The organism is Bacteroides sp. AM07-18, from assembly GCF_003602695.1.
GTDB classification, from domain to species: domain Bacteria; phylum Bacteroidota; class Bacteroidia; order Bacteroidales; family Bacteroidaceae; genus Bacteroides; species Bacteroides uniformis.
On record NZ_QTLM01000019.1, the window covers coordinates 56,393 to 77,999 of the forward strand.

Below are 21,607 nucleotides of genomic sequence, written 5' to 3' on the forward strand. Positions count from 1 at the left end.
CTTACAAGGCATTCTTGGCGGTAAGGATTGATTTCATCAAAGCTATGTCCGAACTGACTTCTCCCTGCATCAAGTATTTGTTTTTCCGTTGGCAGGTGGCTTCGTAAATCTCCTTTGCCTTTGCTGTGTCCTTGTCCCGGTAGAGTGCCAGGGCGCAGAGCAGCCGCTGTTTGGAAGACGTCACATCCTTATATTGCCGGATGTAGGTATCCAGCTCATCGGTATATAATTCTTCTGCCCGTGCGGTCCTCTTTGTCACCAGTGCGGTGAAGAGCAGCTCGCAAGCGTTTTCCTTTATCAAAAGTCCGATGACTTCGTGCCGGTGGCTCATTATTTTCTCAAATGCATTGTAGGCGGCTTCCCATTCTTCGCAGTCGAGCAGGCGCGAGGCGCTCATCAAGGCTATGGTGACCTGCAGGGCATCTTTGTAGTTGATGTCTTCCGTTTGGCTGAACCATTCGGCAGGCATGTCCTTAGGACGCATGCCCTCTTGCACCAGTGCGTTGATGCGCAGCTGGGTGACCAGTGCCTGCTTGCTCTTGCTGTCCTTGAGAAGCAGGCGCATGTTGTCGGCATCATTGCCGATGCCGCCCATCTTCATGGGGATGCCGTTCATCCCTGCAAGGAGAATGCCAATCAAAGAGAGCATCAGAAGGAAGAATTTCAGCAGGTAAGGCAGCCCGTCTACGGTCAGCAGGGGGAGGAAGGCAAGGATGGCGGTCAGCAGGTTGGCAAGCACTCCACCCAGGTTGTACAAGGTGGTTGGGATATCTTCAAGAGGCCTTTCGGGTGGGGTAAGCAGGCATTGGCCTCCCGTTCCGGCAAGGCTGAAACGCTTGATGCATAATTTCCCGTCTTTCCGTATGAAGGTAAGGTTGAAGATGCGGAAGGAGACGAAGCGGTAGCCGGTTGCCAGTCCGCAGACAAGATGCCCGCCTTCGTGCAGAAGCACTTGCAGGAAGATGGAGAACAGCAGAATCAGTATGGCTAACAAGGAAACTCCTACTGTCTCCAGCATGCCGGTTTCGGCAAACTTGCTGTGTAAACCGTCGAACGAGTCTCCCAAAACCAGGACTCTTACACCTATTATTCCTACAAAGCCGATGCATGCCCCGACCATGAATCCTCCGGCCAATTTAAATACTTTCTTCATCCTGATATCTTGATAAATGTGTTTGCCGGCAAAGGTAAAGGATTTTATCTGAAATGCAACAGCTTGCCCCATGTATCATAAAAAGAAAGAGATTGTGATTACCACAACCTCTTTCCGTCACCTAAACCCACTACGCAGGCTACAGATAGGGAATTATAGTAATATAGATACCCGTAATGATGGCCGAAGTGATTACTCCTGAAATATTAGCCCCCAAGGCATCTCCCAAGATGAAGGAATTGGGGTTGTCCTTGCTTACTATCTTCTGGGCAACCTTCGCCGTAGTAGGCACGCAGCTCACGGCTGCAATTCCGATGACCGGATTGTAATTGCCCCGCTTGATGAAGTACATGATGTATCCTCCAATGATTCCGCCGATACCGGAGAGCAACAGTGCGCCCATGCCCAATACCAACAATTTAAGAATTTTAGGGTCGAGCAGCAGATGTGCGTCGCAAAGTACGCCCAACAACAGGCCGAGCATGAAAGTAGAACCATACAACAGCGGACCGCTTACAAAATCGTAGATATGCTTCATCCCCGATTCGCGTACTGCCACTCCGAGGAACAAGGAGAAGAACAGCGGTGAGGCAACCGGGAACAGAAAACACAGTACAGCACACAATATAGCCGAGAAAGCCAGTTTTACTTTGGCATCATAGTTTTTGGGCGGCTTCTTGCTCGTCATCTTGATGGCGCGCAGGCGTTTCGGCACCAGCAGCTTCACCAGATAGGGGTAACCGCCATATGTCAGTCCCAGATAGAGATAGGCCACTACTGTGATGGGTACAAACAGATGTTTGGCCAGGGCCAAGGAAGTGAAAAGCACCATCGGTCCGTCCGCACCTCCTACCATGGCTACGGAAGCGCTTTCTTTCAAGGACAGTCCCAATGCAGATGCGATGGGTACAGTCAGGAAAGTTCCCAATTCGGCACATAGGGCAAGGAATATGCTGGCAAACGGTTTCTGTAGCAGGAAGCCCACATCGAGCAGGGTACCGATACCCATAAATACGAAGCATGCAATCAATCCGTTGCTGAAGGTCAGGGTGTAGACCGGTTGCAGGAAGTCTATCTGCATGGTGTTCATCAAGTCGTCCGTATCCGAAAGCATCGGGTCCAGAAAGAGATTCCCCAATGTACCGTCGGGCATGAAAAGGGTGCCGCAATTAATGGCGACCATACCCAGTCCCATGGGAATCATGACCATAGGCTCCAGTACGCCTTTCCATCCCAGGTATATGAGCAGCAGGCCCAGGGCTATTAAAAATACACGGGCAGAGGAGAGCAGCCAGCCGCTTTCCATCATTGTTCCGAATCCTTGGAACAAGGTTGCAAAATCTATATTCTCCATGATTAGTCTTTGTTTTTGGTGTCGTTGTTCTTTTTAGTCTTGTTCTTGTTGTCACGGTGGCTGATGGCATCTTCCAGATACATCATATGGGTATCTTCTGGGTAGAAGTAGTCTACCAGGTTTCTTTTGGAGACACCGTGGCTTACTCCGTGGTAATAGCCCCGAGGCTTTTCGTTTTCACGGTCCACACCCCGGCTGTAGTCTTCGCGCGTGTCGTTGCCGAAGATGTTTCCGTGCATGGAGGGGGTGTGTAGCATCAGTTCCATCTTCTGGCGGAACTTCTTTATACGGCGCAGGCGGAGTAACTCCTGCTGGTGGGAACTGTAGAAATCGAGTGAATCGGCTGCGCTGGCTATCAGTTTGATGATGAATGCCACAAAGAAACCGATTGCAAAAGTGAGCCCCATCATCTCAAGGGTGGGGAGGAATAAATCGGACATAGTTATGATATTAATGTGATGAAATGGATAATAAAAAAGCGAAAGATGTACATGCAGTACACCTCCGGTAATGGTTTGCAATAAGTCCGATAAAGTCTAAATCAGGATATGCAGCAGTGCATAGATGTAGTATCCGCAGGAATAGCGGAGGGCACTGGGATTGAATGAAAGGTTGGCGCTCTCTCCGGCAGACAGATGGCTGGAAAGCAGATGCTCCAGTTGCCCGGCTGGTTTCAGAATTCTCATCTTCAGGAATTTCGGAGAGGCGTGGTTATGTGTGTATAGGCTGTTCGGACACAACGCTTCGTTGGTCCAGCAGTCGGTATTTTCGTCATTGAATAGTGAACGGTGGGTGGCTGTGTACGATGCGCACTGTGTGTAGGCGGTAAAGGAGCATTCGGAGGCCGGACTTCCGACAACTATTCCCGCCGGACTCATGGTAGTATTCCGTGAGTCCGGCTGTTCCTCCTGGGAGATGGCAGTCAAACCCAGACAGAGGAAGGTAAACATAAGTATGTAATACAGATGTTTCATCATAGTAAGGTAAAGGAACAAATAACTTTGGACAAAGTTATATATTCCGCTGTATTTTAAGATTAATTGTCTTTTTCCTCTGCAGGAAGTATTCTGAAGGACTGGTTGCGGCATTTATATGCCCAACCGTTCCTTCAGTAACCGGTATCTGGAGAGGCTTACCCGTAGCTTGACGCCACTTTTTAACGTCACTTGGTAGGTCTCTTTTCCATACTGTTCTACTCGTGATATCTGGGTTACGTTGACAATGCTCGAGCGGTGGATGCGGACAAAGTTATCTGCTGGCAAATGTGTCTCGAAGTTTTTCATGGTCTGTTCCTTGATGTACTCTCCGTCTGATGTCACCAGGGTTGCGTAGTCCCCACAAGCCTGGATGTATAATAGGTCTTCCACTTTGATGATGTGAATCCGGGAGCCGTCTTTTACCGTGATCCGGTCAATACTTTCTTCTTGTGGCAGGGGAGCGGCCTTTTCTGCCTCGGGGCGGTGAAATTTTCTGTTTGTAATGAAGTGCCTGCCACAATCTGCAGATGATACCACAAAAGGATAGCTGTCCAGGCAGGAATACCGAACAAGAGGCGGAAAGGAATGCTTGTTTGGCAGGTGTGCCTTGCCAGCGTTTGTCTTCACATCCGCCGCAAAAGCAACTGCATTCTATGCGTACTTGCCAGTCGGCGGGTATGTGCAGTTCCACTCCTCCCCAACTGCAGTCCAGGTCTATGTAGGTTTCTCCGGGTGCTATGTTCCTCTTGCTCTCCCATTCTCTTGTTCATCATCCGTTGTACCATCTTGGCACGGCGATGCACTGTCCTTTGGTGTGTCCAGTTTCTCCTATGGTGATGTCTGAGAAGGAAGATGCCGATGAGGATAAGGGCCAAGGGCTACAGCATGGCTTGGAAATTGCCGGGGAATAGCAATAAGCCTGAAAGGATAAAGAGCGAGGCGATCAGCACTTTGCCGGAGCCTGCATAGGATGGGAATCGGTGAATCCGGAGTTATCTGTTCCTCCACCAATACCAGATGAAGCGTAGCCCGGTGCCGAGAAGCGCGAGAGAAAGTCCGGTATAGAACACTGCGATGAAGGAGTCGGGCAGAAGGTGGCAGGTACGTATTACAATTCCCATTGCAATCATGCCTATCATGACAATCCATCCTTTTACGTCGAAAAAGGAAAAGGGGCAGTGCTTACCTTTCTTCTGTGAGATACGGAGAGTATGTTTCTTGTACAGCCTATGGAAAATAATGCCGGAGAACAGAAGGAATACCAGGCTGGCTTCGCAGACTTTGAATAGCCAATAATGTCCGTCATCTATCCAGCAGGTCAGGCCTATACGCAGAATATTGACTCCTGCCAATGACCATATGGTTCCGGCAGTTATGAGCAGTGTATTTGGAGATACTCCGTATTTCATGATGAAGGTTGTTTTATTACACAAATACCGGGCTTGTATGGCGGAGTCCAAAAATTAAAAGAGGCTCTATTCTATTAAGAATGAGCCTCTTGTTTGTGGACCAGCCTGGGCTTGAACCAGGGACCTCCAGATTATGAGTCTGTTGCTCTAACCAACTGAGCTGCCTCGTTATCAACACGTTAATTATCTCTGTGTAGGTTCTGAGGTCAACAATAGGTCAACACTGAACTTATTATGCAAATTTACTAAAAATCTTATTCACAATGAAACATTCTCCATTGTGATTTGCTTTGGACAAGAATAATCACTAATTTTGTGTTATTCTAAAACAGGGAGTTATGTCAAGAGATGTGGTAAAACAAGAACTATTGGCGAAACTGAAGCAAGAACACTGCTTTTGGTCGTACAATGAAAACTTAATCAAGGATATTCCAGATGATATGCTGATTGAGAAAACCTTGTTACATCTTGACTTGGAAGAAATAAACCAACTGTTTCTAATTTATCCTTTCAAGAAAATTAAGCAGGTGTGGCTGGATTATCTTGTTCCCCAAGCGGAATATCTCTACACGTTGAATCGTTTTTTTGCATGGTATTATTTCAAGGCAAAGAAGCCAGATGCTTATATAAAGTCTATGGCTACCCGCCATCTTAATAAAATGTTTGCATGAAAGGTTTAGCTCCACACACGCTGCAGGTTTTTGAAGCCGTTTCTAAGTTGGACTGCATCAAACCCTATCTCTTGGTAGGTGGCACAGCTTTGTCATTGCAAATGGGAACTCGACAAAGTGAGGACTTGGACTTTATGAAATGGCGTACCTCTAAAACAGAGAAAATGGAAGTGGCATGGTATCAGATAGAGAAAGAGCTCGCTGTAATAGGTGATATTCAGCATAAGGACATTTTAGATATAGACCATGTGGAGTATTTAGTGTCTGGAGTAAAGTTCTCCTTTTATGCCTGTCCTAAATATTCTCCTGTAAGTATGCCTGTGGAATATCTGAATAATCTCAGATTGGCAGATGTAAAGTCTATTGGAGCTATGAAGATGGAGGTGATGCTACGCAGGAGTAATTTTCGCGATTATTATGATATTTATTCCATCTTAAAGTCTGGTGTACCTATCAACGATTTGGTATCTTTAGCCCTTACCTACTCTGGACATAAATTGAAATCCAAGAATCTGTTAGCTATGCTCACCAACGGCTCTCGTTTTACAAGAGATTCCCATTTTGAGCAACTTGCACCGATTTATGCTGTAACTGCTCAAGAAATAGAAGATTATATAAAGTTTTGTTTATTATAAACTGCTGCAACATTCTTGCGAATGGGATTATATATAGAAGTATTCCTTGAAATTGTAGTAGCTTTATAAAAAGAAAAACAGCATAAGAGTTTCCTCAAATGCTGCTCTGTCTTAAGTAGATTGGTAATTAGTCAATCTTCTTGTAAGTGGTTGTTGTAATGTCATCCAATTCCTCGCTACCATCATCCATTGTGTCCCAATCCTCAAAGGCGAGAACCAACTTAGTAGCTGTAAGTTCATTAACAGTTAGGACATCTGAATAACCATCATCGTAAGAGATAGTCAGCTTATTGTCTTTCAAAGACCAACGACTTGTTTCTGTATATCCACCGTCCGCATAGCCTTCTGTGCAAGTACCGTCAGCTTTGAACTCCCATAAACCATTGGTATATGCTTCATCAGAAGTTACTACTTCCTTATCATTCTCCACTTTGTGAATCTTCTCCCAAGTGGTCTGCCATTTACCTATAAGGTTAGCTTGTTCAATGATTGTCTGTTCATCTTCATCATCACTACATGCTGTAAAGTTTACAGCCAACATGACCATTAATAAGGTCGTTCCAATTAATCTTAAAGTTTTCATTGTTGTTAAGATATAGCTCATCTTTAGTTATCTTAACAACAGTGTAAATGGTATTCTCTTCTCCCCAATCAGTTGTATAATAAGTAACGAACATATATCTGTTAGGGAAGTATTCAAATGTATCATTTTGAGTGTCATTTTCGCCTTTCTCTGTATAGGTGTTATCCTTATTAAAGGTAAGGATTTCTCCCTCTGCTCAATGTTCTTCAATTCGTCATTGACAGTTTCGATCAAGGCTCTTTTTCTGAGCAAAATCTTGTCGGCAATACTCATCAGTGAATTCTTCATATTGTTTTTAACTTTAGTGACAAGCTGTATGCCATTAAGAAAAGGGTTCTCAAACAGAGCCTGACCAATATATCCTTTGTCTGCGCATAGTTTTCCTTTGATGTTCTCCAGAAACTTACCTTGCTTCAACGGTTCCCGGTCATCCACGTTTCCAGGCGTGAACATGAAATTGAGAATTTCACCCTTGTCATTGATTATCAGATGCAACTTGAATCCGAAGGACCATCCCATTGAACATTTTCCACGCTCGGCAAGTCCCTCAAATGTCTTATGAATAAGGATCCTTTGGTTACGACAAACACGTAAGGGAGTGGAGTCCTCGCTTGTGGAGATTGACATCTGTCCAAGTGTTCTTAACAGGTGCAGGTCTTTGGATGGGTTGTAGGCATGGAACAAATTCAATGCTGCTGCAACTTCTTCTACAGTGACTGCTTCTTCTGCAAACTCACCCATGTTTAATGATTCTCTACGCTGTGCCATTTTGTAATAGTAGGCAGTGTCAAAATATATCTTGGCTTCCTTTCTGTTGTGGAACTTCTTTCCTGTTGGTAGATGAATTATCATGTCAGTTTAAATATTAGTAAATTAATAAGATAGTTTCTGCAATGAAATATAATAGGTAGTAACCTTTCCATTCTTTTTTCTCCTTGTCTTTAGATAGTTATTAAGATTAGCCCACAATCCAATGTGAACCTTATTATCTTTCACTCCCTGTTTAAGAGCCTTTGTTCTTATCTGTTCATAAGTAAATTCTTTCATTTTAGATATTCTGAATAGTTTGTAGTCTGCTTATCTGTGTGGTGAGATTATCTGTTTGTGGTACTTATTTTGGGGTCAACAATAGGTCAACAACGAAGCAAGACAGCCTGTTTCTTGTCAGTATTTCGAAAATCCAAAGAGAAGAAGTCCTAATAAAAAAGCCCCATAAACACTTGTTTATGAGGCAATTCTTTGTGGACCAGCCTGGGCTTGAACCAGGGACCTCCAGATTATGAGTCTGTTGCTCTAACCAACTGAGCTACAAGTCCGATGCATCCTTGCTTGGATAGCGAGGACAAAAGTAGCATTTTCTATTGAAATATGCAAGACTTTTGGATAAAATTCCTTATAACCTTTGTCCTTAGAACTTATAAGTTCGTTTTGGATTCTTGGGAAACCAGCCTTTTTTCACTCGTTCTTCCTGCTCGAATATCTCCTTGATGGTCCAGAACGAGGAAAATGCAAAGACGCCCAAAAGGGAGGCTATCATGATGTTCTCCGTATAAAGGGAGGCAATGATGCCGCCGATGCCGAGTAAAAGGAAAATCCACCAGCACTTGGTGCCCCAATAATATTCGGCTTTCACAACTATGGGGTGAAACAAGCCGATGATGAGGAATGTGCAGATACCTATGACAAGGCCCGACAGATGATATTCGTTCAAGAAATCCATTGTTGTTCGTTATTTCTCGGGGCAAATAGGAATCTCCTTCTTGATGCTCTGTTCCAGGGAAATCAAGGTCTCGGTAGCGGTTACGCCAGGAATCTCCTGCATCTTGTTGTTCAGCAAATCCATCAGATGCTCGTTGTCGCGGGCATATACCTTGGTCAGCATGGTGTACGGACCAGTGGTGAAGTGGCATTCTACGATTTCGGGAATCTTGCCCAGCTCAGCAACTACCGTCTTATACATGGAGCCCTTTTCCAGCTTGATTCCTACGTAAGTGCAGGTTCTGTATCCAAGGGACTTGGGATTTACATGATAGCCTGAGCCAACAATAACGCCAAGGTCAATCAGGCGCTGTACACGTTGATGGATGGCAGCACGTGACACGCCACATTCAGCAGCTACGTCCTTGAAAGGGATACGGGCATTTTGGGAAATGATTTCCAGAATCTGCCGGTCAAGATTGTCTATTTTTTCCATAATAGTAAATAAGTAAAGTTCTTGTTGTTATCAAATAGTAAGCAAATATAGGACTTTATTTTAATTTATCTATAAAAAGGGACGGAAAAATGAATAAAAGTGAGGGGTAACGATAAGGCGCGGATTACGCGGATTTCACGGATTTAGTTTACCAAATCCGCGTTATTCCTCGTAATCCGCGCCTAAAAGAAGTAACAAGAGGGTTTTGCCCCTCCCTTCGGATTGTTACATTACTTCTCGATACCCAGCAGTTCCACTTCGAATATCAAAGTAGAGAACGGCTTGATTTGGCTACCGGTTTCTCTTGAACCGTATGCCAGGTCGTAGGGGATATAGAGTTCCCACTTAGAGCCGACGGGCATCATGGTGAGGGCCTCTGTCCAGCCTTTGATTACCTGGTTGGCACGGAAAGTAGCAGGTTCGTTGCGCTTGTAAGAGCTATCGAATTCTGTTCCGTCAATCAGCGTACCTTTGTAGTTTACTTTCACCTTGCTGCTGTCGGCAGGAACGGCACCGTTACCCTTGGTGATGATTTTGTATTGCAGACCGCTCGGGGTAGTTACTACACCTTCTTTAGCCTTGTTCTCAGCCAGGAACTTTTCACCGGCAGCTTTGTTGTCAGCATACTTTTCTGCAGTTGCTTTTTCTTTGATGGCATCCATCTGAGTACGCATGTACTCTTGAGCTTTCATCATATCCATAGCACCACCCTTGCCGATGACACCTGCTACGAAACCTGCCAGCAGATTTTCGCGGCTGATGCTCTGTGTGGAGTCGTTGCCGAAGATTTGTTGGTTGAAGCCTTCCACCCATTGCTTGCTGACCATCTGGCCTACTTGCAGACCGGCCATGTAAGCCACGTCTTTCTTATCGATTTTGGCTGCGCCTTCGTTGAAACCTTTCAGGAATTCTGACATCTGGGTTGAGTCAATGCCTTGTTGTGCAAGATACTGGTCCAAACCTTCTGTACGTGCCATACCGATGGCGTAAGATAATGAGTCGATGTCCGTCTTCAAATCAGCTTTCGGACTTTGAGCAGTACAAGATGCCATGCCGGCAGCTACTGCAAGAGCCATGAGAAATGTTACTTTTTTCATTTTGCTTTTACTTGTTTGTTTATTTAGATAAAATTTTCTGTAATTCGACTTCGAATACGAGCGTGCTGTGGGGAGGAATCATCTCGCCGGCACCCTGCGCTCCGTATGCCAGGTCGCTGGGGATGTAGAGTTTCCACTTGGCACCTTCGGGCATAAGCTGAAGGGCTTCCACCCAACCGGGTATCACTTGGTTTACACCGAATGTGGCAGGCTGGCCGCGCTTGATGGAGCTGTCGAACAGCGTTCCGTCAATCAGTGTGCCTTCGTAGTGGCATTGTACCTGGTCGGTTGCTTTGGCATAGTGACCGACGTTTCCTTCTGTGATAACTTCGTATTGAAGTCCGCTGGGAAGCGTAACAACTCCCTCGCGTTTTTTGTTCTCTTCCAGGAACTTTTTGCCGGCTTCTATGTTTGCTGCGTTCATCTTCTCCTCCAGTTCGGCGAAGTACTTGTTGACGATGTCACGGGCTTCTGTGTGGCTGATTGCCGTCTGGTTGCCCTCCAGAACGTCTTTGATTGCTTGTGCAAAGTCATCTACTGCAATGCCTTTGGCACCCATGCTTAAAAGATTCTGACCTATTCCAAGGCCGATAGCATAACTGAATTTGTCCATAAGATTCTTTTGTTGACGACCGGATTGGTTTCTTTTCCAGTCTATTGCAAATTTATGAGTGGCAAAAGTACGTCTTTTATTTGAATGATAAGGCTTTTAAGTATTTAATTTTTCTTATTTATATCACAACTTGAACATTCTTCTTATATTTGTCTTACTTTAATAAAGGAAAGGAGCGGAAAATGAAGAACTTGGTCATATTGTCGGGTGCTGGTATGAGCGCCGAGAGCGGCATCAGCACATTCCGTGATGCGGGCGGATTATGGGACAAATATCCGGTGGAGCAGGTGGCGACTCCCGAGGGGTATGCACGTAATCCGGAACTGGTCATTAATTTCTATAACGAACGTCGCAAGCAGTTGCTCGATGTGGTGCCGAATGCCGGGCATCTGGGCGTTGCCGACCTGGAGAGGGATTTCAATGTAACGGTCGTCACCCAGAACGTAGATAATCTGCACGAGCGTGCCGGCAGTACGCACGTGATACACTTGCATGGGGAACTGACGAAGGTTTGTTCCAGCCGCGACCCTTATAATCCGCATTTCGTCAAGGAACTGGCGCCGGAGGAATATGAAGTAAAGTTGGGCGACAAGGCGGGCGACGGTACGCAGCTCCGCCCGTTCATCGTGTGGTTTGGCGAGTCGGTGCCGGAGATTGAGACTGCCATCCGGTATGTGGAGCAGGCGGACATCTTCGTCATCATCGGCACCAGTCTGAACGTTTATCCCGCTGCGGGACTGCTGAACTACGTGCCCCGTGCCACCGAAGTGTATCTGATAGACCCCAAGCCGGTGGACACGCACGTCATGCGTCCGATACATGTCATTCAAAAGGGAGCTTCGGAAGGGGTAAAAGAGTTGAAGGCGCTGCTTGCAGCTACCCAGCCTCCTTTGCCTTAGGAGTTAATCTCCTACGTCTTAGGACTTAGCCCCTCACGGTATAGGACTTAATATGCAGAACATCCGGATGTCTTTCTCCAAAACACCCGGATGTTTTACCCCAAAACATGGGGATGTTTTGCCCCATTACATCCGGATGTTTTAGGTGAAAACATGGGGATGTTTTGGGTACTCACTCCTATACTGTAGAGAGCTGGGTATAGGGGAGATTCCCGCAAGGTATAGGTCTTGCGGGAACAAAGTATATTTGTCCTCGAAATTTGTGCTATTTCTTTATCACGGCCCGTAATACGAACCAGGCATGATGGGCTACGGTACTCATCAGTCCGTAATGCCGCGCCATGATGCGGAAGCGTTCGCGCAGGGATGCTTGCCGGTTCTGGGTGGTCATTCCCTCTTCCAGATAGTCGATGAGGGTGAGATGGGTATTGTGCAAGGTCCGTGCCTTCTTCATCACCCGGATGCACCAGTCGAAGTCGGCGGAGAAGCGGTATTGCAGGTCGTAGGGTTCTACAAGGGAAGCTTTGGCAAAGAAGGCCTGATGGCAGACCAGCATGCCCTGCTTGAAGCTTCGCCAGGTAAGCACTTCCGGGGCGGCGAGGCGGCGCATGCGGATGAAGTGACCTTCCTTGTCCACCAGTTCCGTTTCGCCGTACAGCACGTCGGGTAGTTCGTTGCCGGAGATGGAACGCACCATCTGCTGCAAGGTGTCGTCCTCGTGGAAGCTGTCGCCGGCATTGAGGAAGCAGAGGTAATCGCCGGTGGCAAGGCGGATACCTTTGTTCATGGCGTCGTACAGTCCCTTGTCCGGTTCGCTCACGATGCGGGTGATGCGGTCGCGGTAACGGTCGATAATGGAGAGCGTGCCGTCTTTGGACGCGCCGTCCACAAGGATGTATTCTACGTGGTGGTAGGTTTGCGAGATAACGCTTTGAATCGTGTCCTCCAGTACCGCTTCGGCATTGTAGGTCACGGTGATGATGCTGAATTTCGGGGTGGGGTGGTTATGCATTTCTTCCGGTCACTTTGTTGTAAAGGTCAATGTATTTCTTGGCGACGACGTTCTCCGAATAGTGGGAGATGGCTTTCCGGCAGGCTTGTTCCGAGAGGCTGGGGTAGTCGGGTTCGGTCAGCGTCCAGTAGATGCCGTTGGCAAAGTCTTCCGAGGATTTGTATTGTGCCACGTAGCCGTTGTGCAGATGGTCTATCATCTCAGGGATGCCGCCCACGTTGAATCCGACGCAGGGAATGCCGCATGCCATGGCTTCCATGATGGTGTTCGGCAGGTTCTCTTCTAGCGAGGGGGTCACAAAGATGTCCACGGCATTGTAGATGTTCACCAGTTGGTGTTCGTTGCTGACGAAGTTCAGCGGGTAGACTTTGAATGGAAGCAGGTTTTCCAGTTGTTGCGATTGGTTGCCGAAGACGACGACACCCAACTGTTCCCGGAGTTCGGGATGCTTGTCGGCCAGCAGTCGGCACGATTCTATCAAGTAGTCAATGCCTTTCCGTTTGTCCGTAATCTTCACCGAGCCGAACAACATGAGCTTTTTGTCTTGCGGCAGTAGGCAACGGCTGCGGGCTTCCTGTCGGTTGCGGGGCTTGAAGAGGTTGGTGTTGATGGGGTTGGGGATGCACGTCACGGCATGACCGCAGAAGAGGGCGCTTGTCCGGGCACGTTCTTCCAGCCAGCGGCTGCAGGTGACGAAGTTGATGTGACGGTTGCGATACAATGCCTGCTTTTTGTGGAAGATGCGGTAGGAAAGGTCACGTTTGCCTCCGCCTCCGTGGATGAAGGGGCAGTTGTGGCATTCCTGCTGGTAGTGGGTGCACTCGCGGGCATGGTGACAGATGCCGGTGCAGGGCCACATGTCGTGCATGGTCCAGACGACGGGCTTGCCCGAGGCGAGAATCTTCTCGATGTTCTTCAGCGAGAGCATCCCTTGGTTTATCCAGTGCAGATGGATGACGTCTGCTTGCTGGAATTCGGGCAGTGAGGTGATGTCTGTCCCCGTGTTGGCAATGTCTACGGCAAAGATGTTCTTCTTGTTGAAGCGGTTGGCGCTCCAGATGACAATGCGCTCCCAGACGAACTTCCACACCATGCGCCAGTTATGGTCTAGTGACACAACGGAGATTTGGTCGGTCTGCTTGTCGCGCACCAGCAGCTTGGCTTTGATGCCGTGGTTCTTGAGTGATTCCATCAGACGGCTGGCGGCGATGGCTGCGCCGCCGATGCGTTCGGATGTATTGATAAGTAGTACTCTCATGACTGTTGTTCGTTTCTTCTTTTTTGAATGTTTTTTCTTGTTACAGATGCCGGTCTTGTTTCATCCATTTCCGGATACGCTTTTGCAGCGTTTGCCATATGATGGTGAAGTTGCCGTACCGTAGGTTCAACGCCAGTTCCTCGAACGACCGTGCAATCTTTATCCAGGGATGCCGCCATGCCATGATGCGGTAAACGCTATCCTTGTAGGCAGTGTTCTCGATGACGTGGCGAGGGTGCTTCAGTGGAAACTCCACTTCGTGGCGTTTCATGGTGAAGATGCGGCGGTAACCGCGCGGCATGGTGTGCACGGAGCCGGCAAAGTGGGTGGAGTCGGCAGTGGCTCCCAGATTGTTTATCATGTTGCGGGTGGGCACGATGCTCAGACCCGAATTGAACAACATGGAAGCGTGGAAGATGGTTTCGTAATAGGCTTTCCCGTGTTCGCGGTGGCGTTGGCACATGTAGATGAAGTCTTTGCGGTAGCGCCGTGTGTGGATGAGGTTCTTCAGTTGCCGCATGTTCTCCTTGTCGTCCAGGAAGGTGTAGAATTCATCCCATTGGTCCGTCACCCGCCGCCAGCTCGCCCATCCCCAGATGGAGAAGGTGGTGGCGAAGAAGTAGTCGGAAGTGATGTCCGGTGTAATCTCCTCGTTGTTGAATCCGGCAATCATGCTGATGCGTGTGTCGTGCTCATACTTGTCGAGCAGTTCCTTGCAGAAGCCGAAGAAAGAGACGGCAGGCACGTCGTCATCCTCAAGCACGATACATTTGTCCGACAAGGAGAATGCCCACTTCTGTGCCATGTATTCCGATGGGTCGCAGCCGTAGTTCTTCTCTTGGTAGTTGTGGCGTACTTCGCATTCCCAGTCGATGTCTGCCACTACTTTGCGACAAGCTTCTATGCCCGGCATGTCACGCTCGCCGCGCGGGCCGTCCTGATAGAGAAACAGTCGTGCGGGGCGTGCTTTCTTCACTTGTTCGAATACTTGCGCCAGCAGTTTGGGGCGGTTGAAGAAAAGAATCAGTACAGATACATCTACAAGGGATGGTTTCATGGCAATTTTGTTGGATTAGGAGGTGGCTATATGGTCATTTGGTATGTTGAAAGAAAGAACTGCCGGATAATGATTGTTTATCTTGTCCTGCTCTTCTTCTGTATACCGGTGTAAAGTGGGATAGTTGTACCGTAGAAAGTTTTCCAATCTATCAGGTGCTTTCAGATAAAGTGGACCGAATTTGATTGGTTGTAAATGGTTGAGACTCGTCTCCAAAACATGGTCGGTAGTGGTAATCACATTGTTGTAATACAAAGTTTTCCATGAGTTGAAACAACTTTGCATTATCACCATCAAACGGTAGATTGTCTTTTTAGAGAGTGTCATATCAACTATCCGGTTCAGAAGGCAGGCAACAGCTCCACGATTGGTAGGGTTGGATATTTGACATTTTCCGAAGTGTTTCCATAGCCATACCTCTTTTCCCATCAAGCAGCATTTCAGAAAGTTGACGGCTTCATATTGTATCTTCCTTAATAGCTTATTGTTTGGAATACGGTCAAAAGGGAATATATCGACAAAGATTCCCTGATGCATAGGTACATCTTTAAACATCTCTTCGACAAACAAGGTGTTGTTTTTCTTGACTTTGGCAAAGTAATAAGGACTATGAGGGTCGGTATGTATCCATGAAAGAAAGTATGGTTCTCTCAGTTCTTGGGAGGCTATCTGGAGAAACTTATTGTAGTCTTCCCGTTTCATACCTATATCTATGTCGTCATCCCAAGGAAGAATCGCTTTGTCATAGAGTGCCCCTATTGCTGTTCCGCCGATTACAAAATAGGGAATATTGTGTTTGTCGCAGATGCGCACAATCTCTTCCAGTATTTCGTATAGCACCTGATGTAGTTGGGTCAGTTCTTCTGGGGTATATTGCTTCACCATGGATACCATTTTTGATTGATGTCTGCAAAAATAATGATAATAGTTGAAAGGAGCACTTTCCATTTCAATCTTCTTTTGCGAAATCGGACTTGAGTTTTTCTATCAGTGTGTCGGACTCCCCGCTTACTACTTTCCGGCAGAACATCTTTCCAGACTGCCGCAATACTGGCAGGTCCTCGAGTGTCATCACGCGGATGGATGCGCCGTAGTCTATGTAGTGCAAGGGGGTGAGACGGGTAAGTCCGGGGTATTCTCCCTCTAAAAGAAGCCCTTTTGAGGCAAAAGGGGAGTTGAATACGATGGTCTGTATGCACAGTTCGCTGGGTACAAAGCTGGTTCTGAAATACTTCACCAGCTTCTCCTCCGTGCACACCTTTTCATATACATATCGTGCGCAGGGCAACGTGATGGCCCAATAGTCAGAACCGAAATAGACATCTGCCTGCTTGCCTTCCAAGGGTGCAAAAGGGGCTTTCCGGATGGGGAGTATCTGTACCAGCTTGCGCGATGCTACAATGAGTTTGTTCTTCCACCATATACTCTTCCAAGGCAGGTCACGGAAAGGGTGGTAATGGGTTATCTTGTGCAACTGCTGTTTCACGGTGCAGTGTGTCAGGTTGAAACCGCCGATGAATTCAGTGTCTTGATGCTCCTCGAAATAGCGGTGGATGGCGTTGTTGCTCCATAACGGGTAATCTTGCCCGCTTAGGCATACTACGCGGGTATAGGGGATACCGCTGTGCAATACGGCGGCAAGCAATTCTTTCTGATATTCCACTTGTTCCCATCCTCCCCAGCTTATCCGGTGGCGGGGCACGAAAGTGACCTTGTCTCCCAAGGCTTCTTCAAAAGGGTGTATATCGGCATTGAGGTCGATGTGCACGTAGAAGTCTGCCCGGTCATCCAGTGCGGCAACCAGGCGTGCCAAGTGTGGGGCATCCTTGTAGGCGGATATGATGTAGGCTATGCGGCTCATGCTCTTTTTTTCTTTAAGAGGAATTCAATGCTTTCCCGGAAGATGGTAGATTGTAGTTTCCACAAAACCAGTGCATAAAGCCCAGCTACCATAATGATTTTGGCTGCCATATTTAAGTATAGGTTTTCTATGGGCTGAGTGGCATAGTGAGTTGACACTACGAGTACAATGGATAGGGAGAGATAAGGAGAGATGTCTTTCAGCATATCGCGCAGTCTTAATCCTATCTCCCTCTTGACAAAACGGAACCATACAAACAGCCAGCCGATATTGATAATGACGAAAATACGCAGCATCCATTCCAACCCGTATGGGTATATGGCACATACAGCTACTATTTGCAGCAGGCTCAAGCTGATGGTGCTCCACATATAGATAGAAGAATGCCCCCGGCTGATGAGCAGGTTGGAGAACAGATTGATGACGGGAATAAATGCTCCCCAAATACATAACAGTTGCAAGATATCGGCACTGGGCAGCCACTTCTCCGTGATAGTGATTATAATCAGTTCTTTCGATACCAAGCTCAATCCCAGCATGGCGGGGAAAGAGATAAAGGCGGTGAAGCGTAGCAGCTTTCTGAATACGGCAAGTTGCCGTGCCTTGTCGTCGGCAACCCGGGTAAAGACGGGTTGTGCAATGCCGTTTATCATGCCCGTAATCGTGGTATGTCCCATGCCGTTCCACTTGTTTGCCTGCGTAAAGTTACCCACTTCCCGTTCCGAATAGAACTTACCCAACAAGACGGAAAACAAATTGTTATTGATTATGGTGAAGATATTCGTAATGATTATCTTACTGCTGAACCCTATCATCTCCTTAATGGGTGTGAAGTCGAACCGGAAGCGGGGTCTCCAATGCGAGAAGTAGAAGTTAAGAATCGTCATTACGGTGATGAAAGAGATGCTTTGCAATGCAATCCCCCAATAGGCGAATCCGTTTGCCGCCAATGTGATGCCCACAATGCCGGAGACTATCAGACTTGAAATAGAAATGACGGTAGTGTCCTTGATTCTGAGGTTCTTGAATAGATATGCCCTCGGTGCAATGCTCATGCTGGAAATGACGAATCCCAAGAAGGAGAGACGGGACAGCGGTATCAGCTCGGGCGTATCGTAGAAGTCGGCAATCAGCGGTGCGGCAAAGAAGAGTAATATATATATAGTAGTGCTGCACATCAGGCTGAACCAGAACACGGCGTTGTAATCCTTGTGCAAAGTCTCCTTCCGGTTGGTCAGTGCCGAAATGAACCCACCCTCCTGCAAGGCGGCGGCAATGGCGGAGAAGATGGTAAGCATCCCTACCATACCATAATCCGAAGCATCCAGCAGACGGGCAAGGACTATTCCGAATCCCAGATTTAACAACTGCTGTATGCCGTTGCTGAATCCTCCCCAGAAGAGGCCTTTGGCTGTTTTTTCTTTGAGTGATGTATCGGACATAGTTTATTGGTTGATAAGGCAACGAGTTAACAAGGCCACGAGGCTTTTCCTTCCTCCTTGTAGCCTTGTTAACTCGTTACCTTGTTACTGTTTTATTTCACCTCGCTGCCCGGCTTCACCTCTTTCAGCAGTGAAGTCACCGCCAGCGAGCCGTCATAATTCTCGGCAGAGAGAATCATTCCTTCACTTACCAGCCCGTTCTTGAATTGGCGTGGAGCGAGGTTGGCGATGAACAGCACTTGCTTGCCTACCAGTTCTTCCGGTTTGTAGTGCTGGGCAATGCCGCTGACGATGGTGCGGTTTTCCAGCCCGTCGGCAATCTTGAACTTCAGCAGCTTCTTCATCTTGGGCACTGCCTCGCATTCAAGCACTGTACCTACGCGGATATCCAGCTTTTCAAAGTCTTCGAAGGCGATGGTCGGCTTGATGGGGTTTGCCTTGTAGGTGGCGGCTTCGTTTGCCTTCTTGGTGGCAAGCAGCTTGTCTACTTGTGCCTGGATGACGTCGTCTTCTATCTTTTCGAACAGCAGTTCGGGGGTGCCCAGCTGATGTCCGGCAGGCAACAGGTCGGTGTGTCCCAGCTCTGCCCAGTCAAAGCTGTCCATGTTCAGCATCTTGCGAAGCTTCTCGCTGCTGAAGGGCAGGAACGGTTCGAAAGCAATGGCAAGGTTGGCGACCAACTGCAAGGAGATATGGAGGATGGTGGCTACGCGCTCCATGTCCGTCTTGGCAAGCTTCCACGGCTCGGTGTCGGCAAGGTATTTGTTTCCGATGCGGGCAAGGTTCATCGCTTCCTTCTGTGCGTCGCGGAATTTGAATACATCCAGCAACTTCTCCACTTCTGCCTTGACGTCGGCAAATTCTTTCAGCGTCTCGCGGTCGTAGTCGTTCAGTTCGCCTGCGGCGGGCACTACGCTGTCGAAGTACTTCTTGGTGAGTTGCAGGGCGCGGTTCACGAAGTTGCCATAAACGGCAACCAGCTCGTTGTTATTACGTGCCTGGAAGTCCTTCCAGGTGAAGTCGTTGTCTTTTGTCTCCGGTGCGTTGGCGGTCAGCACGTAGCGCAGCACATCCTGCTTGCCGGGGAAGTCAACGAGATACTCGTGCAGCCATACCGCCCAGTTGCGTGAAGTGGAAATCTTGTCGCCCTCCAGGTTCAGGAACTCGTTGCTCGGCACGTTGTCCGGCAGGATGTAGCTACCCTCTGCCTTCAGCATGGCGGGGAACACGATGCAGTGGAACACGATATTGTCTTTTCCGATGAAGTGTACCAGACGCGTTTCGGGGTCTTTCCACCATTTCTCCCATGTGTCGGGCAGCAACTCTTTGGTGTTGCTGATGTAGCCGATAGGGGCGTCGAACCATACATAGAGCACTTTGCCCTCGGCACCCTCTACGGGAACGGGAATACCCCAATCCAGGTCGCGGCTCACGGCACGCGGCTGCAAGCCCATGTCGAGCCAGCTCTTGCATTGGCCATAAACATTGGGACGCCACTCCTTATGGTCTTCCAGAATCCATTGGCGAAGCCATTCCTCGTGTTTGTCCAGCGGCAGATACCAGTGCTTCGTCTCACGCATCACGGGCTGGCTGCCGCTGATGGCACTCTTCGGATTAATCAGGTCCGTGGGGCTGAGGCTGGTGCCGCACTTCTCGCATTGGTCGCCGTAAGCGCCTTCGGCATGGCAGTGGGGGCACTCGCCGGTGATGTAGCGGTCGGCAAGGAAGGTCTTGGCTTCTTCGTCGTAATACTGCATGCTGGTCTTTTCGATGAATTCTCCCTTATCGTACAGCTTGCGGAAGAAGTCGGAAGCCGTGTCGTGATGCGTCTTTGAAGTAGTACGGCTGTACACGTCGAAGGAAACGCCGAACTCTTCGAAAGACTTCTTTATAAGCGTATGATAGCGGTCCACCACGTCTTGCGGGGTGATGCCTTCCTTCTTGGCGCGGATGGTGATGGGCACTCCGTGTTCGTCGGAGCCGCCGATGAAGATTACATCTTCCTTTTTCAGTCGCAGGTAGCGGACGTAGATGTCTGCAGGAACATAAACGCCTGCCAGGTGTCCGATATGAACCGGGCCGTTGGCATACGGCAATGCCGAGGTCACGGTGGTACGTTTGAATTTCTTTTCCATTGTGTTATTATGTATCTCTTTTGTTATGAACGCTTTTAGTGGCACAAAGATAGCTGTTTTCTGCAAAATATGAGTATTCTTCCAGATTCTTTCCAGATTTAGGCTTCATCTTTGCCATACAAAATGAACAAACTTGGTATTGATAATGTAAAAAAACGAAATGACTATGAAACTGGAAAAGTACTTCTTATTATTGGCGTTAGGCGTGTTTGCCTTTGCCTTGCAAAGCTGTGATGATGACGACAACGACGGAATCTCCGTGCCCGCGGAACTGAGTAATGCGTTGGCCAAGGAGCATCCCAATGCCCAGCGTATAGAATGGGAAACAAAAGGTGCATATTATGTGGCTGATTTCCATGAGGACAATTTCGAAAAGGAGGCCTGGTTCACCAAAGACGGTGTATGGCAGATGACCGAAACCGACCTCCGTTGTGCAGACCTTCCCGCTCCGGTGAGAAGCTCTTACGAGAGTAGTACCTATTATAATGTATGGAAGGTGGAAGATGTAGACAAGCTGGAACGTAAGGAAATGGCTGTTGTCTACATCATCGAAGTGGAGAAAGGTAATCAGGAAATGGACCTCTATTATTCGGAGGACGGCATTCTGGTGAAGGAAGTGGCCGATGCGCACAACGGCGGTTCTCCCGAAGATTATCTCCCTTCTGATATTTCCGCTGCCATCAAAGATTTTATAGCAGAGAAATATCCCAATGCCCGCATTGTGGATATTGAAAAAGAAAAGAACGGTATGACGGAAGTCGAAATCGTGCACGGAAGTATCAGCAAGGATGTGATGTTCACCGCTGAGGGTGCATGGGCCTATACTATCTGGGATATCAGTAAGAGACATCTGGAGGATGTAGTGAAGAACGCCGTTACGGCTGCCCATCCCGGTTATGTCATTGATGATGCCGACTTTATTGAGACTCCCGATGGCAGTTACTTTTTGGTAGAGATGGAGCAAGGGGAAAGGGAAATCTACGTAAAGGTGACAGCGGAAGGTGAAATACTGCCATAGTCTTATACTGAATACTTCCCTTTAAATCAGCGTATTGTATTTACCGCTTGTTTACCTTCTAATGTAAAGCAGTTTACCATAGGGTGTAACGGCCGTTACTCCATATTGTAACGGTCGTTACACCATAGTGTAAAGCCTTTTACCTCGTAGTGTAAATGAAGTTACCGTTTGGGGTAACCGGAGTTATCATGTGAGGTGTGTCTTTTCCTGATTTAGCTAGACGCTTTTTCTTTTTATAA

Annotated in this window: 21 protein-coding genes, 2 tRNA genes and 2 pseudogenes; 4 read left to right on the forward strand and 21 right to left on the reverse strand. The window is 47.8% G+C overall.

Annotation, left to right across the window (positions count from 1 at the left end; all coding sequences use genetic code 11):
* Window position 1: 1 nt before the first annotated feature.
* From DW096_RS17355 to DW096_RS17385, 7 genes and pseudogenes are all read right to left on the reverse strand, one after another.
* Complete coding sequence (locus DW096_RS17355) at window positions 2-1,153, reverse strand: hypothetical protein (RefSeq protein ID WP_034526008.1); 1,152 nt, start codon at window positions 1,151-1,153, stop codon at window positions 2-4.
* A 139-nt stretch (window positions 1,154-1,292) separates the two neighbouring features.
* The gene (locus tag DW096_RS17360; protein WP_005830884.1) at window positions 1,293-2,507 is read right to left on the reverse strand and encodes a sodium ion-translocating decarboxylase subunit beta; all 1,215 of its coding nucleotides are present in this window, start codon (window positions 2,505-2,507) and stop codon (window positions 1,293-1,295) included.
* A 2-nt stretch (window positions 2,508-2,509) separates the two neighbouring features.
* On the reverse strand, window positions 2,510-2,947 hold the full coding sequence (locus DW096_RS17365) for a hypothetical protein (protein WP_005830882.1): 438 nt from the start codon (window positions 2,945-2,947) through the stop codon (window positions 2,510-2,512).
* Between the two features lie 96 nt (window positions 2,948-3,043).
* On the reverse strand, window positions 3,044-3,484 hold the full coding sequence (locus tag DW096_RS17370; protein ID WP_196029313.1) for a hypothetical protein: 441 nt from the start codon (window positions 3,482-3,484) through the stop codon (window positions 3,044-3,046).
* A gap of 111 nt (window positions 3,485-3,595) precedes the next feature.
* Window positions 3,596-3,937 (reverse strand): annotated as a pseudogene (locus tag DW096_RS17375) (LytR/AlgR family response regulator transcription factor); the annotation flags it as partial.
* 539 nt (window positions 3,938-4,476) lie between these two features.
* Window positions 4,477-4,893, reverse strand: a complete 417-nt coding sequence (locus DW096_RS17380) for a hypothetical protein (RefSeq protein ID WP_005830871.1) — start codon at window positions 4,891-4,893, stop codon at window positions 4,477-4,479.
* A 96-nt stretch (window positions 4,894-4,989) separates the two neighbouring features.
* Window positions 4,990-5,055 (reverse strand) — tRNA-Met (locus tag DW096_RS17385).
* 176 nt (window positions 5,056-5,231) lie between these two features.
* Between DW096_RS17385 and DW096_RS17390 the strand changes: the two genes are divergently transcribed.
* Together DW096_RS17390 and DW096_RS17395 are read left to right on the forward strand one after the other, a co-directional pair.
* Window positions 5,232-5,564 carry a hypothetical protein gene (locus DW096_RS17390; RefSeq protein ID WP_005830869.1) on the forward strand — a complete coding sequence of 111 codons (333 nt, stop codon included), beginning with the start codon at window positions 5,232-5,234 and terminating at the stop codon, window positions 5,562-5,564.
* Window positions 5,561-6,199: a nucleotidyl transferase AbiEii/AbiGii toxin family protein gene (locus DW096_RS17395; RefSeq protein ID WP_005830867.1), complete on the forward strand. Its 639-nt coding sequence runs from the start codon at window positions 5,561-5,563 to the stop codon at window positions 6,197-6,199. Before DW096_RS17390 ends, DW096_RS17395 begins: the two co-directional genes overlap by 4 nt.
* A 127-nt stretch (window positions 6,200-6,326) precedes the next feature.
* Here the strand turns inward: DW096_RS17395 and DW096_RS17400 are convergent, their stop codons facing one another.
* The 7 genes and pseudogenes from DW096_RS17400 to DW096_RS17435 all read right to left on the reverse strand — a co-directional run bounded on the left by DW096_RS17400 (window position 6,327) and on the right by DW096_RS17435 (window position 10,686).
* Window positions 6,327-6,782, reverse strand: coding sequence for a lipocalin family protein (locus tag DW096_RS17400; RefSeq protein WP_005830863.1), 456 nt, complete (start codon window positions 6,780-6,782; stop codon window positions 6,327-6,329).
* A gap of 27 nt (window positions 6,783-6,809) precedes the next feature.
* Window positions 6,810-7,388: pseudogene (locus DW096_RS19610) on the reverse strand (IS982 family transposase); the annotation flags it as partial.
* A 636-nt stretch (window positions 7,389-8,024) separates the two neighbouring features.
* Window positions 8,025-8,098 (reverse strand) — tRNA-Ile (locus DW096_RS17415).
* Between the two features lie 92 nt (window positions 8,099-8,190).
* Window positions 8,191-8,502 (reverse strand): DUF4491 family protein, encoded by a 312-nt coding sequence (locus tag DW096_RS17420; RefSeq protein ID WP_005830847.1) that lies wholly within the window; start codon window positions 8,500-8,502, stop codon window positions 8,191-8,193.
* 9 nt (window positions 8,503-8,511) lie between these two features.
* Window positions 8,512-8,976 (reverse strand): Lrp/AsnC family transcriptional regulator, encoded by a 465-nt coding sequence (locus tag DW096_RS17425; RefSeq protein ID WP_005830846.1) that lies wholly within the window; start codon window positions 8,974-8,976, stop codon window positions 8,512-8,514.
* A gap of 230 nt (window positions 8,977-9,206) precedes the next feature.
* A complete protein-coding gene (locus tag DW096_RS17430) occupies window positions 9,207-10,073 on the reverse strand; it encodes an FKBP-type peptidyl-prolyl cis-trans isomerase (RefSeq protein WP_005830844.1) in 867 nt (288 codons plus the stop codon).
* A gap of 19 nt (window positions 10,074-10,092) precedes the next feature.
* The gene (locus DW096_RS17435) at window positions 10,093-10,686 is read right to left on the reverse strand and encodes an FKBP-type peptidyl-prolyl cis-trans isomerase (RefSeq protein ID WP_005830842.1); all 594 of its coding nucleotides are present in this window, start codon (window positions 10,684-10,686) and stop codon (window positions 10,093-10,095) included.
* A gap of 182 nt (window positions 10,687-10,868) precedes the next feature.
* Here DW096_RS17435 and DW096_RS17440 point away from each other — a divergent pair, with 182 nt between their 5' ends.
* Window positions 10,869-11,585: an NAD-dependent deacylase gene (locus DW096_RS17440; RefSeq protein ID WP_120028800.1), complete on the forward strand. Its 717-nt coding sequence runs from the start codon at window positions 10,869-10,871 to the stop codon at window positions 11,583-11,585.
* Between the two features lie 265 nt (window positions 11,586-11,850).
* Here the strand turns inward: DW096_RS17440 and DW096_RS17445 are convergent, their stop codons facing one another.
* From DW096_RS17445 to metG, 7 genes are all read right to left on the reverse strand, one after another.
* Entirely contained in the window at window positions 11,851-12,597 is a 747-nt protein-coding gene (locus DW096_RS17445) for a glycosyltransferase family 2 protein (protein ID WP_022400784.1), read from the reverse strand.
* Window positions 12,590-13,855 (reverse strand): glycosyltransferase family 4 protein, encoded by a 1,266-nt coding sequence (locus DW096_RS17450; RefSeq protein WP_008662500.1) that lies wholly within the window; start codon window positions 13,853-13,855, stop codon window positions 12,590-12,592. The genes DW096_RS17445 and DW096_RS17450 overlap by 8 nt, the downstream gene beginning before the upstream one ends.
* Before the next feature lie 40 nt (window positions 13,856-13,895).
* Window positions 13,896-14,912, reverse strand: coding sequence for a hemolysin activation protein (locus DW096_RS17455; RefSeq protein WP_118931127.1), 1,017 nt, complete (start codon window positions 14,910-14,912; stop codon window positions 13,896-13,898).
* 15 nt (window positions 14,913-14,927) lie between these two features.
* On the reverse strand, window positions 14,928-15,797 hold the full coding sequence (locus DW096_RS17460; RefSeq protein WP_117991253.1) for a phosphorylcholine transferase LicD: 870 nt from the start codon (window positions 15,795-15,797) through the stop codon (window positions 14,928-14,930).
* A 64-nt stretch (window positions 15,798-15,861) separates the two neighbouring features.
* Window positions 15,862-16,773 (reverse strand): beta-1,6-N-acetylglucosaminyltransferase, encoded by a 912-nt coding sequence (locus DW096_RS17465; protein ID WP_118931128.1) that lies wholly within the window; start codon window positions 16,771-16,773, stop codon window positions 15,862-15,864.
* Window positions 16,770-18,215 carry a lipopolysaccharide biosynthesis protein gene (locus tag DW096_RS17470; RefSeq protein WP_098032005.1) on the reverse strand — a complete coding sequence of 482 codons (1,446 nt, stop codon included), beginning with the start codon at window positions 18,213-18,215 and terminating at the stop codon, window positions 16,770-16,772. The genes DW096_RS17465 and DW096_RS17470 overlap by 4 nt, the downstream gene beginning before the upstream one ends.
* Window positions 18,216-18,307: 92 nt before the next feature.
* On the reverse strand, window positions 18,308-20,350 hold the full coding sequence (gene metG, locus DW096_RS17475) for a methionine--tRNA ligase (RefSeq protein ID WP_009037611.1): 2,043 nt from the start codon (window positions 20,348-20,350) through the stop codon (window positions 18,308-18,310).
* 166 nt (window positions 20,351-20,516) lie between these two features.
* On the opposite strand from metG, the gene DW096_RS17480 reads away from it, so the two are divergent.
* Window positions 20,517-21,368, forward strand: a complete 852-nt coding sequence (locus tag DW096_RS17480; RefSeq protein ID WP_034525943.1) for a PepSY-like domain-containing protein — start codon at window positions 20,517-20,519, stop codon at window positions 21,366-21,368.
* Window positions 21,369-21,607: the final 239 nt, after the last annotated feature.